This is a genomic window from Duganella sp. AC917 (assembly GCF_979258245.1).
The window spans coordinates 4,591,126-4,605,296 of sequence record NZ_OZ409848.1; the positions used below are offsets into that span (position 1 = coordinate 4,591,126).

General features: G+C 63.6%; 11 protein-coding genes and 2 pseudogenes. 7 read left to right on the forward strand and 6 right to left on the reverse strand.

Annotation, left to right across the window (positions count from 1 at the left end; translation table 11 throughout):
- Nucleotides 1-34 precede the first annotated feature (34 nt).
- Together ACZ0BA_RS19995 and ACZ0BA_RS20000 are read right to left on the reverse strand one after the other, a co-directional pair.
- Entirely contained in the window at nucleotides 35-2,542 is a 2,508-nt protein-coding gene (locus ACZ0BA_RS19995; protein ID WP_463452942.1) for a glycoside hydrolase family 95 protein, read from the reverse strand.
- Nucleotides 2,543-2,569: 27 nt separating this feature from the next.
- The gene (locus ACZ0BA_RS20000) at nucleotides 2,570-4,537 is read right to left on the reverse strand and encodes a sialate O-acetylesterase (protein ID WP_463452943.1); all 1,968 of its coding nucleotides are present in this window, start codon (nucleotides 4,535-4,537) and stop codon (nucleotides 2,570-2,572) included.
- A 277-nt stretch (nucleotides 4,538-4,814) separates the two neighbouring features.
- On the opposite strand from ACZ0BA_RS20000, the gene ACZ0BA_RS20005 reads away from it, so the two are divergent.
- A complete protein-coding gene (locus tag ACZ0BA_RS20005) occupies nucleotides 4,815-5,183 on the forward strand; it encodes a helix-turn-helix domain-containing protein (RefSeq protein ID WP_463452944.1) in 369 nt (122 codons plus the stop codon).
- 3 nt (nucleotides 5,184-5,186) lie between these two features.
- Nucleotides 5,187-5,756 (forward strand): annotated as a pseudogene (locus tag ACZ0BA_RS20010) (HipA N-terminal domain-containing protein); the annotation flags it as partial.
- Between the two features lie 17 nt (nucleotides 5,757-5,773).
- Here ACZ0BA_RS20010 and ACZ0BA_RS20015 read toward each other — a convergent pair.
- Together ACZ0BA_RS20015 and ACZ0BA_RS20020 are read right to left on the reverse strand one after the other, a co-directional pair.
- The gene (locus tag ACZ0BA_RS20015; protein ID WP_463454797.1) at nucleotides 5,774-6,949 is read right to left on the reverse strand and encodes a methyl-accepting chemotaxis protein; all 1,176 of its coding nucleotides are present in this window, start codon (nucleotides 6,947-6,949) and stop codon (nucleotides 5,774-5,776) included.
- A 54-nt stretch (nucleotides 6,950-7,003) separates the two neighbouring features.
- Nucleotides 7,004-7,500, reverse strand: a pseudogene (locus ACZ0BA_RS20020) (MCP four helix bundle domain-containing protein); the annotation flags it as partial.
- 245 nt (nucleotides 7,501-7,745) lie between these two features.
- On the opposite strand from ACZ0BA_RS20020, the gene ACZ0BA_RS20025 reads away from it, so the two are divergent.
- Nucleotides 7,746-9,284: a hypothetical protein gene (locus ACZ0BA_RS20025; protein WP_463452945.1), complete on the forward strand. Its 1,539-nt coding sequence runs from the start codon at nucleotides 7,746-7,748 to the stop codon at nucleotides 9,282-9,284.
- 166 nt (nucleotides 9,285-9,450) lie between these two features.
- A complete protein-coding gene (locus tag ACZ0BA_RS20030) occupies nucleotides 9,451-9,783 on the forward strand; it encodes a CzcE family metal-binding protein (RefSeq protein ID WP_463452946.1) in 333 nt (110 codons plus the stop codon).
- A gap of 51 nt (nucleotides 9,784-9,834) precedes the next feature.
- On the opposite strand, the gene ACZ0BA_RS20035 is transcribed toward ACZ0BA_RS20030, so the two are convergent.
- Together ACZ0BA_RS20035 and ACZ0BA_RS20040 are read right to left on the reverse strand one after the other, a co-directional pair.
- Nucleotides 9,835-11,235, reverse strand: a complete 1,401-nt coding sequence (locus ACZ0BA_RS20035; RefSeq protein ID WP_463452947.1) for a glycoside hydrolase family 88/105 protein — start codon at nucleotides 11,233-11,235, stop codon at nucleotides 9,835-9,837.
- 113 nt (nucleotides 11,236-11,348) lie between these two features.
- Nucleotides 11,349-11,789: an ester cyclase gene (locus ACZ0BA_RS20040; protein WP_463452948.1), complete on the reverse strand. Its 441-nt coding sequence runs from the start codon at nucleotides 11,787-11,789 to the stop codon at nucleotides 11,349-11,351.
- A gap of 50 nt (nucleotides 11,790-11,839) precedes the next feature.
- Between ACZ0BA_RS20040 and ACZ0BA_RS20045 the strand changes: the two genes are divergently transcribed.
- The 3 genes from ACZ0BA_RS20045 to ACZ0BA_RS20055 all read left to right on the forward strand — a co-directional run bounded on the left by ACZ0BA_RS20045 (nucleotide 11,840) and on the right by ACZ0BA_RS20055 (nucleotide 14,168).
- Complete coding sequence (locus ACZ0BA_RS20045) at nucleotides 11,840-12,301, forward strand: LysR substrate-binding domain-containing protein (protein ID WP_463452949.1); 462 nt, start codon at nucleotides 11,840-11,842, stop codon at nucleotides 12,299-12,301.
- Between the two features lie 77 nt (nucleotides 12,302-12,378).
- The gene (locus tag ACZ0BA_RS20050) at nucleotides 12,379-13,395 is read left to right on the forward strand and encodes a M14 family zinc carboxypeptidase (protein ID WP_463452950.1); all 1,017 of its coding nucleotides are present in this window, start codon (nucleotides 12,379-12,381) and stop codon (nucleotides 13,393-13,395) included.
- On the forward strand, nucleotides 13,392-14,168 hold the full coding sequence (locus tag ACZ0BA_RS20055) for an alpha/beta fold hydrolase (RefSeq protein WP_463452951.1): 777 nt from the start codon (nucleotides 13,392-13,394) through the stop codon (nucleotides 14,166-14,168). Before ACZ0BA_RS20050 ends, ACZ0BA_RS20055 begins: the two co-directional genes overlap by 4 nt.
- Nucleotides 14,169-14,171 lie beyond the last annotated feature (3 nt).

Here is a 14,171-nt window from a genome sequence, read left to right on the forward strand (position 1 = left end):
GCCCAGCGTCAAGCGGCCGCAACCGTCTTGTCCGCTACATCACTGTCCCCGCCCCTTTTTTATCCAGCACCACCTGTACCAATTGCTCGCGATAACGTACCTGCACCTTGTCATGCGGCCTGCCGCGCAGGCGCAGGCGCGTCATCTTGCCGCCGGCCCAGTCCAGGTCCAGCTCGACGCCGCCCTTGGCACGAACGCCGCGCAAGGAGCCTTCCGGCCAGGCCTTCGGCAACGCCGCGAGAATGTGGATCTCATCGCCCCAAGATTGCACCAGCATCTCCAGGATCGCCGCCGCGCCACCGAAGTTGCCGTCGATTTGGAACGGTGGATGGGAGTCGAACATGTTCGGATAGGTACGCTCGGGGCCCAGCAACCCTTGCAGGATCGAATAGGCGCGTTCGCCCTCGCCCATGCGCGTCCATAGCGCCAGCCGCCACGCCGTCGCCCAGCCGGTCGATTTGTCGCCGCGCGTGTTGAGCGTGACTTTCGCGGCCGCGATCAACTCCGGCATATCGCGCACGTTGATTTGCTCGCTCGGGTACACCGCGTACAGATGCGACACATGGCGATGCTGCTGCTCCGGCGCGCCGGCATCCCAATCCTCCAGCCATTCCTGCAACTGCCCCTGCGCGCCGATGCGGTCCGCCGGCAGGCGTGCGCGCATGGTTTCCAGCGTGGTGGCGAACTCGCGGTCGCGGTCCTTGAGCAGCGCGTGGGCCTTGAGCGTCCAGCCGAACAGGTCGCGCACGATCTGGCGGTCCATGGCCGGCCCGGCGCAGGTGGCCACGCCTTTGTGGTGCTCATTCTCGGGCGAGACGGATGGCGACGTGACCAGTCCCCTGCCCTGCGGATCTTCGACCAGCGTATCGACGAAGAACAACGCCGCGCCTTTGAGCAACGGGTAGATCCGGCGTAGCCATGCGGGGTCCGGGTTGTATTCATAGTGCTCCCACAACGCCTGGCACAACCACGCGCCGCCGCATGGCCACATGCCCCATTTCGGGCCGTCGATCGGGGCTGCGGCGCGCCACAGATCGGTGTTGTGGTGCGCCATCCAGCCGCGCGCGCCATAGCCCTTGCGCGCGGTGACGGCGCCCGTGACCGACAAATCCTCCACCATGCGCACCAGCGGCTCGACGCATTCGCCCAGATTGGCCGATTCCGCCGGCCAGTAGTTCATCTGCGTGTTGATGTTGATGGTGTACTTGGAACCCCACGGCGGATTGGTCCCCTCGTTCCACAGACCTTGCAGATTGGCCGGCTGGCTGCCCGGACGCGACGACGACATCAGCAAATAGCGGGCGTACTGCACGTATAGCGCGGCCAGCGCGGCGTCCGGCCGCGCGTCGACAGCGGCGATGCGTTCGTCGGTCGAGATGCCTGCGGCGGCACTGGTCTCCGCGCTGCTGCCGATCCGCAGCGACAGCCGGCGGAACATGCTCCGGTGCGCCGCAAGGTGCGCGGTACGCAAGCGCGCATAAGGTTTGGCGGCGGCCGCCTCGGTCTGCGCGCGGACGGTCTTGAGCGGATCGCCGCCGACGTCGGCGTAGTTGATGTAGCTGGTCGCCACCGCCACCAGCAAGGTCACCGTGCGCGCTCCGCGTACTTCGATGCGCTCGCCGCGCGGCGTGATCGCGCCATCGCCGACGGCCTTCACCCGCACCGCGTAACGCAACGCCGCCGGAATGCCGGACGCCTCAATATTACGTCCTTCGACCAATAACGCGTCGCCCCCATCGGCACGCACCGACAAGTTGGAAGGACGCTCGCCAGCACGCGGCGGTTCGCGATAATCCCACTCCACGCCGATCGGCGTCGCGGCCCCTTTTTTATGGCCCTCATAATCGGTATCGCCATAATCGGCGGCGGCCGGATGACGGTAGCCCAGATCGAAATCGAGCGTGCCGCCTTGCGCGGTCAAGCGTATCACCAGCACCTGGTCGGGCACACTGGCGAACACCTCGCGCAGATGCCGCACCTTGCCGTCATTGAAGCGCGTGGCGGCGATGGCGGTGTCCAGCTCGAGCGAACGCTGGTAGTTGTCGGCGCCGGCGATGCCGGAAAAATCAAGAAGCAGATCGCCGGCCGCGCCATAAGGCATCTGTTTCAGCGGCGTCGCCATCATCGAGGAGGCGATCATGTCCGCCGCCTCCACAAGCTTGCCTTGGTCGACCAGCTTCCTGATCGCCGGCAGCGCCTCCAGCGAACGCGGATTGTTCGAGTCGTACGGTCCGCCCGCGAACAGTGTGTCCTCGTTCAGCTGGATACGCTCTTGGGCAACCCGTCCGAAGCACATGGCGCCGAGCCTACCGTTACCGACCGGTAGCGCTTCGACCCAGGCGCCGGCCGGACGCTGGTACCACAATTCGAGATTTTCCCGGCCGCCTGGCGCCGTGGTCGCGACCACCGAGGCGCCGGCCAGTCCGGGAAACGCCATTGCCAAGCCGGTCGATACCAGCAGCTGCCGCCGGCTTTGCGAGATGCCGTCGTCCCCACCGTTCTTCTTGTTCAAGTCATCCTCCAGATGGATCAAATTGTCCACTTATTTGCTACCTTAATTAGACCTCGCCTATTTAACCTCCAACTCGAACGGCGCCGCCGGCAAGTCCTCCGCGCTGTAGAGATTAACCAGGGGGGCGTCAGCCCAGGCATAACGCACATGCGTGACGCCCGGGACATTGACCCCTTTCAAGGCCACCTTATCGCCTTGCGCCACCGCCAGCACATAGCGGCACTCGGCGCCGGCGCACGCTTCGAATCCGATCGCGTGGCCGGCGCTATATGTGCGCAGGCCGGCGCCGGTGTTCTTGAATGTGACCACCAGATCCTCACCAACGCGCGTTACGCCGGTCGCCTCCGGGCCGCCGGGCGCGATCGTCTCGCCGTAGGCCAGCGCGCGCGCCGCCAAGGCCAGCCGCTCGCCGACCAGCGCTTTCTGCGGCGGATGAATGTCGGTGCGGTCGCCGACGTCGATGGTGACGGCCAGACCCGCGTGCGGGTCGTTGCGTACGGTTTTGGCCTGCGCCTCGCGCAACCGCGCCCAGTTCGATTCCGCCGGCCGGGTCGAGACCGGGCCGAACGACGATAGCTGGGCGACCAGGAAAGGCAATTGCGGCTGGCCGAACGTCTTGCGCCAGTCGGCGATCAGCAACGGCAGCAGGGTCTCGTATTCCTTGGGTTCGCCGGCGTTGGATTCGCCCTGATACCACGCCGCCAGTTTGAACTTGTAGCCAGCCAGCGGCGCGATCATGGCGTTGTACAAGGTCGACAAACTGGTCGGCACATCCCACGGCGACGGCGCGATCGACAGGCCTTTCAAGCGCGTGCCGACTTGATACTTCCACGCCGTAGACAGCGCGATGAACTGGCCGTCGCCGGTTTTGATGCCGCGATGATCCGGCTGCCCGGTCAGCCCGCCGCCCTTGCCGCGGCTGAGCACGTGAACGGCGATCACATTGCGGCCCGGTTTGAATACGCCGGCCGGCACCGGGTAGTTCCGCCACACCCAGTCCGTACTGCCGCCGCCCACACGCACGCCGTTGACCCAGGTACTGTCGTAGGTGTCGATGGGGCCGAGCTGGAGCGAGTTTGCCGTCCGCGCCTGCGCCTCGTCCAAGGTTACCGTGGTGCGGAACCACGCCGCGCCGTCGAAGTCGGCCAGCGCGGGAATGCCGGCCTCCTTCCACGATCCCTTGGGTGTCAGGCTTGGCCATTTGGAATCGTCGAACTCTGGCGAACTCCACGTGCGCTGGGACTTGGCCTGCGGGTCGTGCGCTTCCCACCATTGCTGATGTCGGCGCGCTTCGCCGGCCATGGCCTTGGCCGGATTGGACGCCATGTCGGCCAGCGCATCGAGCCGCTTGACGTAGGCCGGCAGGGTCTTCAGCGACGGCGCGCCGATCCAGCCCTGGATGGAGGTGCCGCCCCAACTCGAATTGATAAAGCCGACCGGCACCTTCTGTTTTTGTTGCAGCGTGCGCGCCATGTAGTAACACACCGCCGACGCCTCGCCGGCCGTCTTTGGCGACACCACCTGCCATGCCAGCGGCCGCTTCAGATCATCCTGGATGGCCGCTTCACTGACATTTTCGATATTGACGAAGCGCAGGTTCGGATTGTCGGGGAAGTCGGGCCATGCGCCGGTCGACAGCCGCGCCGGAAATGCCATGTTCGACTGGCCGCCGCACAGGTAGACGTCGCCGATCATGATGTCCTTGAGCGTGGAGGCGCCGCCGCCACCGCTGACGGACAGCGTGTGCGGTCCGCCGGCCGGCATTGCCGGCATGCTCGCGCGCCATTGCCCGTTCGACCCCGTGTTCGCCTCGGCGGAAACGCCGGCCAGGCTCACCGTCACACGCTGGCCGGCGGGCGCCGTGCCCCACAAGGTCAACGGCTCACCGCGCTGCAAGACCGCGTGGTCACCGAAAATGGCCGAGAAAGCGGGGGGCGTCGACTGCGCGATCGCTGGAGCGGCGATCGACGAGGCAAGCACAGAGAAGATCAGTCCGACAGCGTGGCGACGAGTTTGGGTTTTCATGTTGGCACAGGAAATGGGCAAAAGTTATCGTAGCATGAAGTGTGGCCGTATTTTCATTCATGCAAGAGGCTGCTTCAGTACGAAAACCACCATGTTCAGTTATATTTTTTGCCATGGCACGACGCTAAAATGCGCGTCATTACAGCATTTAGCCTGTATTTGACATTAACAGCCTTTGACCTGTAAAAGTCAAACTTCAACCCATAAAACAGGTTTTGTCTTGTTTTTCGATATAACAGGCTATAAACTGTAAGAACCAGTCTTCAAGGACCTGCATATGCTATTCGCCCTCCAAACGATCGATCAGTTAAAACCGCTTATCCAAGGCTTCAGGAAGCGTGCAGGCCTGACGCAGGCGGCAATGGCTGAGAAACTGGGCATAACCCAGCAAAGCTACGCGCAAATCGAATCGAACCTCGGCTCCACGAGCGTGGAACGCCTGTACACCATTCTGCGTCTGCTCGATGTCCAACTCAATTTCTCGCCGCCCGATTCCCGAACAGGAGAACGTGAGGATCGCGCGTTAAGGGTCGCGCAAGCGCCCGCAGCCTACATCGCGAAGCAACCCCAGGCCAATCCGACGCCAGCGAGGTCACCCAAGGTCGAGCCGCAGGCCATCCCCCAATCCGACAAGACCTCATGGTAAACGATGGCGCGCGCACGTAACCAGGGCCGCCTGAACGTCTGGCTGAACGGCATTCCAGCAGGACAATGGACCAATGCCGGCAACACCTCGACTTTCCAGTACTTCGACCAATGGATCGGGCATCCTCAGGGACGTCCGCTGTCGCTGTCCATGCCGTTCAGGGCGGACAACGCCGCCTATTCCGGCGACATGGTGACAAATTACTTCGATAATCTTTTGCCCGATAGCGAACCCATTCGGCGACGCCTGGCGCAGCGGCATCGCACTGGAGGAACCTCACCGTTCGAGCTGCTTGCCGCAATCGGCCGCGACTGCGTTGGCGCGGCCCAATTGCTGCCGGTCGATCAGGTCCCGGACGATCTGTTCGGCATACATGGCGACCCACTCGATGAACAGCGTATCGCCAAACTGTTGCGGTCCACCACAACGCCCGCCGGGGGTTTGGCCCGTGCGGAGCCCAATACCGATCTGCGGCTATCGATCGCCGGTGCACAGGAAAAGACCGCCCTGCTCTGGCGCGACGGGCACTGGCTGCTGCCGATGGGAAGCACGCCCACCACACACATATTGAAGCGTACACAGCCAACCGCTTAGAACTCTTCCCAGTCGCTGCCGCTGGCGCCGCTGCCGGTCGAGGCAAGTTTCGCCGGCTTGGCGGCCGCAAGGGCGCGTGGCGCCGGACGGTTCGTGCTGGCGGCGGGCTTGGCGGACAGCGCGGGCCGTTTGAGCGCTGGCGACGTCAGCGCGAGTTTGTCGAGGCTGTCGCGGGTCTTGAATACGCTAACCAGTTCCGCCAGCCTGGCCGCCTGGTCCTGCAGCGCCTGTGACGCGGCGGCGGCCTCCTCCACCAACGCGGCGTTTTGCTGCGTGGTGTTGTCCATCTGGACGATCGCCTCATTGATCTGCTCGATGCCCTGCGTCTGCTCCTGGTTGGCCGCGCTGATCTCGCTCATGATATCGGTCACGCTGCGGATGCTGTCGACGATCCCGTGCATTGTCGAGCCGGCCTGATCGACCAGCGTGGCGCCCGCCGCCACCTGCTCGACCGACGTGCCGATCAGCGCTTTGATCTCCTTGGCCGCCGCAGCCGAGCGCTGCGCCAGGTTGCGCACCTCGCTGGCGACCACGGCGAATCCCCGGCCCTGCTCGCCGGCGCGCGCCGCCTCGACCGCCGCGTTCAAGGCCAGGATGTTGGTCTGGAACGCAATGCCGTCGATCACGCCGATGATGTCGACAATCTTGCTCGACGAGGCGTTAATCGTACCCATCGTCTCGACCACTTGCGCCACCACGGCGCCGCCCCTGGTGGCGATATCGGACGCCGAGATTGCCAGCTGGTTGGCCTGGCGGGCGTTGTCGGCGTTCTGCTTGACGGTCGAGGTCATCTCCTCCATCGAGGAAGCGGTTTCCTCCAGCGAGCTGGCCTGCTCCTCGGTGCGAGACGACAGATCGAGATTACCTACGGCGATCTGACGCGTGGCCGCGCCGATGCTGACCGTGCCGGCGCGGACCTCGTTGACAATACCTTCGAGACTGGAGCGCATCTCCCCCATGAAGAACAGCAAGCTTTGCTTGTCATTCGGCGCGACCTCGACCTGCACGTTCAGGTCGCCCTCGGCGATGCGGCGCACGATGCCCGCCGCGTAGGCGGGATCGCCGCCGAGCTGCGAGCGCACGCTGCGCAACACCGCCACCACGATCACCACGCTGAGCAGGATGGCGACGGCGCTCAGGCCGATGATCCATGCGCGCGCGTTGTCATACATCGTGTTGCCATCGGCGCTGGCTTGCCTGCCGCCGGCCACGTTGAGGTCGACCAGTTTGCCCAGATCTTCGCTGGCCTCATCGAACTGCACTTGTGAATTGCCGCGCGCGAGTTTGGTCGCCTCTTCATTGGCGTTCGCGCGTGACAGCGTCAGCACCTTGTTATGTTCGGCAAGATACTCCTCCCAGTTTTTCAGGAACCCCTCGTACATCTTCTTCTCCTCCGGCGAGGAAATCAGCGCGGCGTACTCGGTGCGGTTTTTCTCGAACTGGGCCATTATCTTAGCCATCTCCTTCTCGTAACGGTCCATATCGCGGGCGTCGGCAGAAAGGATGTGCTGGAGCGCGGCGATGCGGAAGCGGACGTGTTGGTGTTCATGTCCGAGGTGGCGCGCACGCTCGGCATCCAGTTGATTTCCATGTCGGTCGACGTCTGATTGACCCGCCCCAGCTGCACAATGGAGAAGATGGCGACCACCAGCGTCAGCGTCAACACGGACGCGAACGATAAGATCAGCTTGGTAGACATTTTTAAGCTGGAAAACGCATGCATGTTAACGCTCCTATTTTTTTTAACGCTCGCAATTGACAGACTGACTTTGGACGATATTGACGACAAGGCGGATTGGCCAGCAGACTTCAACGAGGCCAATTTTCCATCAACACCTGGTTTGCACTGGACAAAAAACAGCGCTTAGCACAATCGTGCGGCCATCACTGTTGAAAGGACCATATTGAAGTTGATCCAAACCACTCTAGCTTGAAACCTCACTCGTAGTCCAGAAGTGAAATCGCAGTGTGAACGGTGGACAACAAGAACGCGGAGCGCGGCACTTTTCTGAGCCAACCCTTGCGTTCATTGAGTCGCTTCAAATTCGATACCTTCTCGCGCGTGTATTTTTAATCTGGCGGGCGGCCCGCGACGACCGTCTTTTAGCGCACCAACCTCCGGCCGCTGCCGATTCCACGCTTGATCTGGTCAGGCGCAGCAACAAATACCACCGTGACTTCGAGGCCGCGCGCGCAATGGCACTGTCCCCGGCCACCATGAACGAGGCCATACTTTGCCACGCCCCGGACGGCGGCCTCGTCATTCAGTCATTGGGAGAGTTACCCGAGGAGCTACAACAATTCTGCCTGGGACTTGCCTATCAGCGCTTCAGCGTCCTGGAGGACAACACCGCTGGAGTGTTGAACGAAAAACTCGGCATGTTGGGAGGGTTGACGTTGCGCAAAGTCCTGGACGCCTGGCTGCAACTCGGCTGCCTGGCCGGCCAGAGAAGGATGCAGGCGCGTGCTGTGCCGCCGGCATCGGCCGACGCTGGCAGGCTTCTTGCGCATCCGATACCGGCGGCCGACTTGACGCAAGCGCTGCAACGCTTGCTGAAGGTGGACCAAGCGCAAGTGTCGGCCTTGCTCGACTTTTTCACCTTCGACGGCACACACGTCGAGCAATCGCTGTGGCAACGTCCGCTGCTGCGGCATGCCGATGGGCTGCTACTCGTTTGGACCCCGTTGCTGACCTCACATCCGATGCGGCTTCTGTCGAGCTGGTCGAGGGAAACGACAAATCTCGAGGTTGAGCATGCGAAGCGGGGACGCGTTTTCGAAGCCGAAGTCGTACACGGCATGCTGGCGGCCGCGGTGCAGGGCGCACTCACCGAAAAGCACTTCATCTTAGGGCCGGGCATCAAGATTCCGGATCCGCGCATCGGCGACATCGATGCGCTGCTGGTACTGGACGACACCGCCTTTGTGCTGGAATGCCGGAGTGTGATGCATCCCGCCACAGACCACGAATTTTGGGATGCCACCAATGCGCTGAGAAGTAAAACCACACAAGCCATCAGGAAGCGCGATTACCTGCGCAACCACCCGGCCGTGCTCTCATCGCTGATCGCAAGAAGCCCGTTCGCCTCACGTCACCGCAAAATCAACCAGGTGATCGCGCTTGTGGTGTCCAACTCCTATCTTCTCGAAGGATTGAACGACGCAGAGCCTTATTTCATACATGTCGACACGCTTTTCAATACGCTGTTGTGCGGCGGCGCGCTGTTTGGCGATATCGGACCGGATGGCCAGGAGATCGAAATCCGGGTCAATTTCTTCGACGCGAAGACCAAGCCTGCCGCCGCGCTGATCCGGGCCGTGTCGAATCCGCCCAAGGCGGAGTACCACCGGCAGTGCCTCACGGAACTCGATGCGCCAATCCCGGCGATCGATGAAACCGAACCCCTGGGCGTTTTCCGCCAGTGGACCTTCACGCCGCCGCAATTAGGCACGCTGAACGCGTTACTCCAGCGATGTTCCTTCGCCAAGCATCTCACCATCAAGTGAATTGTGGCCCTGCATATGCCACTCGGCATATGCCGCCTCCCCCGGGCGGCAGATTTTGTGCCTCGACAACGTCCCCATACTGTGTTCATCGGCAGCAAAACGAATGCTGCCGGCAAACCTGTCCGCACGTAGGGACGCCACCGTCACACTTTGAAGGAACCACATCATGTTTAAATCGATCCGCACCGCCGCCCTGGTCACCGCGTTGTTCGCCACGACCGCCACCGCTTTCGCGGCCACCGCCGCCACCGCCAAATACGGCACGACCGCGCCGACGGCCAGCGCCCACCGCCAGATCGTGATCACGGAAAAAACCAAGCACGTGCGCGTGGAAAATGGCGAGACGGTGGAGTTCAAGGTCAACGGCACCAGTTTTACGTGGCACTTCCTGACCTTGCATCACGAGACGTCGTTCGACCTGGCCAAGATCGCGCCGGCCGGCACCTTCACAAAAAAGGTGACGGTCTATGTGGCCTCGAACCCGCTGTACCGCAGCTAAAAATGTGGACCCGGCAGGGTCCACATTTCTTCTCACCACACAGCGAGCCGGTCAGTGCTCGCTGATCTTCGATCCGCTGGCGCGCGGCATGTAGTGGTAGGTGCGCAGCTTGTGCTGGATATCGATGGCGGGATTCTTCAACAGTTTCACCATCTCGGCGCCGGCCAGCAGCACCGGACCGTAGCCGTGCATCGCGTCGACGCTGACCGGCCGGTTGTAGTAGTACACCTGGTCGCTGGCGAACGTGGTGCCGACGCAGGTGCCTTCCACTTGCCCCTTGGCGTTGATGCGCGTGCTCAAACCGATCCAGCCGGCCTGGGCGATCGAGCCGTACGTGGTCGGGCTGATCCAGCCCTGGTTGATCGCGTGCGCGTAGACGTACACGAAGATCGCGGTGGCCGACGTTTCCAGATACGAGTCGTTACGGTCGAGCATCTGGTGCCACAAGCCGGTGCCCGACTGCAGCTCGGCGATGCCGCGCAAACTGGCGCGCAGCTGGGCCAGCACCTTCGGATAGGCCGGATGGTCCTTCGGCAGCACGTCGAGCAGGTCGCTCATCGACAATACCGCCCAGCCGTTGGCGCGCGCCCAGTAGAAGCGCGGCGCGTCCGGGTTGTTGGCGTTCCAGCCGTGCGTGAACAGGCCGTTGCGTTCGTTGAACAGGTGCTGCGACATCGTCAGCACGTTGGAGGCGGCGTCGTCGAACCAGGCCTTGTCGCCGGTCAGGTGGCCCATTTCGGCCAACGCCGGAATGCCCATGTACATGTCGTCGGCCCACAACGACGACGCCTGCGGACGCTGGCGCGCGAAGGTGCCGTCGTCGAGACGGTACTGCTTTTTCTGCACGTAGTTGCTGCAGGTGTCGATCATGCCTTTCAAATCCGGACCGACCTTGGCGAAGCGGGCGCGCACCAGCGCGGCGCACATCGAGCCGCTGTCGTCGAGCGAGCGCGGCTCCAGGAAGCGGGTGAAGCTGTTGTCGCGGCCCAGCTTGAACTGGTTTTCCTGCGCGCGGAAGTACGGCTGCGTGTCCTTGAAGAATTGCAGGTGGCGGCGGGTGACGTCGCTGTAGCGCTTGTCACCGGTGACCTCGGCCGCCTTGATCAGGCCGGAATGAATCACGCCCATCTCGTAGACCATCAGCCCGAAGTCGCCGGGCGATTTTTCAAACACGGCGCCCGCGACCGGCTTGTTGAGGTCGGTGATCGGCTTGCCGGTCGCCTTGTCGACGATGCGGGTCGGCGTGATGCTGTCGATGTAGCCGCGCACGCGGTCGAGCGCGCCGACGATTTCGGCTTCGGTCGGCTTTTTGTAGGGCACCGGATAAGTGCCCTCGCCGGCGTCGTTGGCGCTCTTGTTGTCGGTGTTGCGGAAGGGGCCGTCGGCGTGAACGGCGCCAGCGGCCAGGACGGCGGCTATCAGCAAGGTGATCCGGCGGGGAAATTGCTTCATTGTCAACCTTTCTATTTATGTTGGTGTATTCTCCGACATGAAGGCTAGGCAAGGTCGACGATTACGTCAAGCACTAATTAAACGTTTACCTATCAGACCACAAATTGAAGTGGTCAGACCGCCTTGGGCGGCCACGCGCCCACCTGATTGAGCATGCCGAACCAGTCTTCCAGGTGCCAGGTGCGCACAATCCGGTCGGCGGACAGCTGGTGGAATTCGTGGATCGCGATGTCGATCGGCTTGCCGGTCGGGGCAATGCCAAAGAATTCGCCCAGGTGGGTTCCGGTGATGCGCGCGCGGACGGCGGCGCGGCCGTCGGGGCCGAAAACGTCGAGGATCGTGATCTTTACGTCAGGGAAGGCGGCGGTGAACATCGCGATGACCGGCTTCATGCCCGCCAGTCCCGGCTGCTGGTCCGGTCCGAGCGGGATATCGTCCCAATCCGGCGCCAGCGCGCTGTCGAGCAGGTCCGGGTTTTGATCGTTGAAGGCGCCGTACAGGTTTTCGATGGCTTGCTGCTGTGGCCGGGTGAGGCCGTTCTCTTGCATGGTCATGATGTGCTTTCGAGTGGTTGATCAGCCCACTTTAGCCATGTAGTTTCGGCGTGCCCGGCGGCAGCACGCCGCGCATCCCTACCCTGCCGCTGTTCGAGGAACGCTTTGTCTGTGTCGCGCGCAAAGGTCATCCGGTGGCGAATGGAAAGCTGACGCTGGCAAAGTTCCTGGCGCACCGGCACCTGCTGGTATCACCGGAGGGCGACGGCGTCGGCCATGTGGACGTGAAGCTGGCGCAGCTGGGCCGCAAGCGCGACATCGCCATCGCCCTGCCGCAGATGTACGCCGCGCCCGCCGTGGTCGCCGCCAGCGATGTGCTGGCGACAATGATGGAGGGCGTGGTGCGCGCCAGCGGCCTGGGCGCAGCACTGACCGTGATGCCACTGCCGGACGAGCTGGACCTGGCGCCGGTGCCGTTCGTGCTGCACTGGCACCGCCGCAACGACGCCCATCCGGCCCAGCGCTGGCTGCGCGAGCAACTGGTGCGGGTGTGCGAGCCACCAGGCGACTGAAATATCGTTCCGTGCGGGTGCGGCGAAGCCGGACACTTCGGCTACACTAGCTGCCATATTCCCACCTGCGGCCGCCCATGCCAGAGAAGAACCTGCCCGAACTGATCACCCTGAAACGTCTGATCGACGAAGGCGGACGCCATCTGGAGGTGAGCACCCCTTGCACGGTGGCGATGGACGGCCGCCAGTTCCCCGTCTACACGATCGCGCTGGGCAACCCGAGCCCGGACGTGCCGGCGCTGGGCTTTTTCGGCGGCATCCACGGTCTCGAGCGCATCGGCACGCAAGTCATCCTGTCTTTCCTGGAGAGCCTGCTGGCGCGGCTGCGCTGGGACAGCACCCTGCACCAGCAACTGGAATCGATGCGGCTGGTGTTCATGCCGTTGGTCAATCCCGGCGGCATGTGGCAGGCCACGCGCTGCAATCCGCAAGGCGTCGACCTGATGCGCAACGCGCCGTTGAGCGCAGTGGAAAAAGTCCCGTTCATGCTCGGTGGCCAGCGTTACAGCCACCATCTGCCGTGGTATCGCGGCGTCGACGGCGCGCCGATGGAGCCGGAAAGCCAGGCCGTCTGCGACCTGGTCGCGCGCGAGCTGCTGACGCGCCAGTTCAGCATGGCGCTCGACTGCCACTCGGGCTTCGGCCTGCGCGACCGCATCTGGTTTCCGCACGCCCACACGGCCACGCCGATTCCGCACCTGGCCGACATCGGCGCGCTGGAACAGTTGTTCACCCAGAGCTATCCCAATCATAACTACGTTTTCGAGCCGCAAAGCCGCCAGTACCGCACCCATGGCGACCTGTGGGATTACCTGTACCTGAACGGCACCACCGGCAGCGACCGCGCGTTCCTGCCGCTGACGCTGGAGATGGGTTCGTGGCTGTGGGTGAAGAAAAATCCGCGCCAGATCTTCGACCGCGTCGCCTTCTTCAATCCGACGGCGGCGCACCGCTTGCAGCGGGTGCTGCGGCGTCACCTGATCTGGTTCGACTTCCTGATGCGGGCCGCCAACAGCCATGGGCGCTGGATGCCGGAGGGCCTGGCGCGCAAGGTGCAGCACCGACGCGCGCTGTCGCAGTGGTATCACACATGACCGAGGACGCGGGCACCTGGGTGCTGTTGCGCGGGCTGATGCGCGAGCAGCGCCATTGGGGCCGCTTTCCCAACCAGTTGGCCGAGACGGTAGTGGGCGTGGACGTCGTCACGCCCGACCTGCCGGGCAACGGCACACGGCACGCGCTGCGCAGTCCGACCACGGTGGCGGAGATGGTGGCGTTCTGCCGCCAGGATCTGCTGGCGCGCGGCCTGCCGCCGCCCTACTCGCTGCTGGCGCTGTCGCTGGGCGGGATGGTGGCGGTGGAATGGGCCAGCCGCCATCCGGGCGAGCTCACGCGCGGCGTACTGATCAACACCAGCATGCGTCCCTACAGCCGCTTCCACGAGCGGCTGCGCTGGCAAAACTATGGCGCCATCGTCCGCCAGTTGCTCGACGGTGGCGTCGAGGATCAGGAACGGCTGATCCTGCGCCTGACCAGCCGCCACGGCGACGCCGCCGAACGCGCCGGCCTGCTGAACCGCTGGCTGGGCTACCAGCGCGAGTTTCCCGTCACGCGCGCCAACGCGCTGCGCCAGTTGTGGTCGGCCGCGCGCTTCCGCGCCCCGGCCGCGCGGCCCGCCGTGCCGCTGCTGGTACTGAGCAGCGCCGGCGACCAGCTGGTCGATCCGCGCTGCTCGCGCCGGCTGGCAGAGGCTTGGCAAGCCGAGCACCGCGAGCATCCGGACGCCGGCCACGACCTGCCCCTTGACGACGGCGCCTGGGTCGCCGGCCAGGTCGGAAAATGGCTGGCCGCCGGCAAAGCCGGGTAAAAT

Bases quoted from the DNA above. Each gene is read 5' to 3' on its own strand.
- ACZ0BA_RS20000 (WP_463452943.1), bottom strand. From the start codon at position 4,537: ATGAAAACCCAAACTCGTCGCCACGCTGTCGGACTGATCTTCTCTGTG.
- ACZ0BA_RS20005 (WP_463452944.1), top strand. From the start codon at position 4,815: ATGCTATTCGCCCTCCAAACGATCGATCAGTTAAAACCGCTTATCCAA.
- ACZ0BA_RS20015 (WP_463454797.1), bottom strand. From the start codon at position 6,949: ATGTATGACAACGCGCGCGCATGGATCATCGGCCTGAGCGCCGTCGCC.
- ACZ0BA_RS20030 (WP_463452946.1), top strand. From the start codon at position 9,451: ATGTTTAAATCGATCCGCACCGCCGCCCTGGTCACCGCGTTGTTCGCC.
- ACZ0BA_RS20035 (WP_463452947.1), bottom strand. From the start codon at position 11,235: ATGAAGCAATTTCCCCGCCGGATCACCTTGCTGATAGCCGCCGTCCTG.
- ACZ0BA_RS20040 (WP_463452948.1), bottom strand. From the start codon at position 11,789: ATGACCATGCAAGAGAACGGCCTCACCCGGCCACAGCAGCAAGCCATC.
- ACZ0BA_RS20050 (WP_463452950.1), top strand. From the start codon at position 12,379: ATGCCAGAGAAGAACCTGCCCGAACTGATCACCCTGAAACGTCTGATC.
- ACZ0BA_RS20055 (WP_463452951.1), top strand. From the start codon at position 13,392: ATGACCGAGGACGCGGGCACCTGGGTGCTGTTGCGCGGGCTGATGCGC.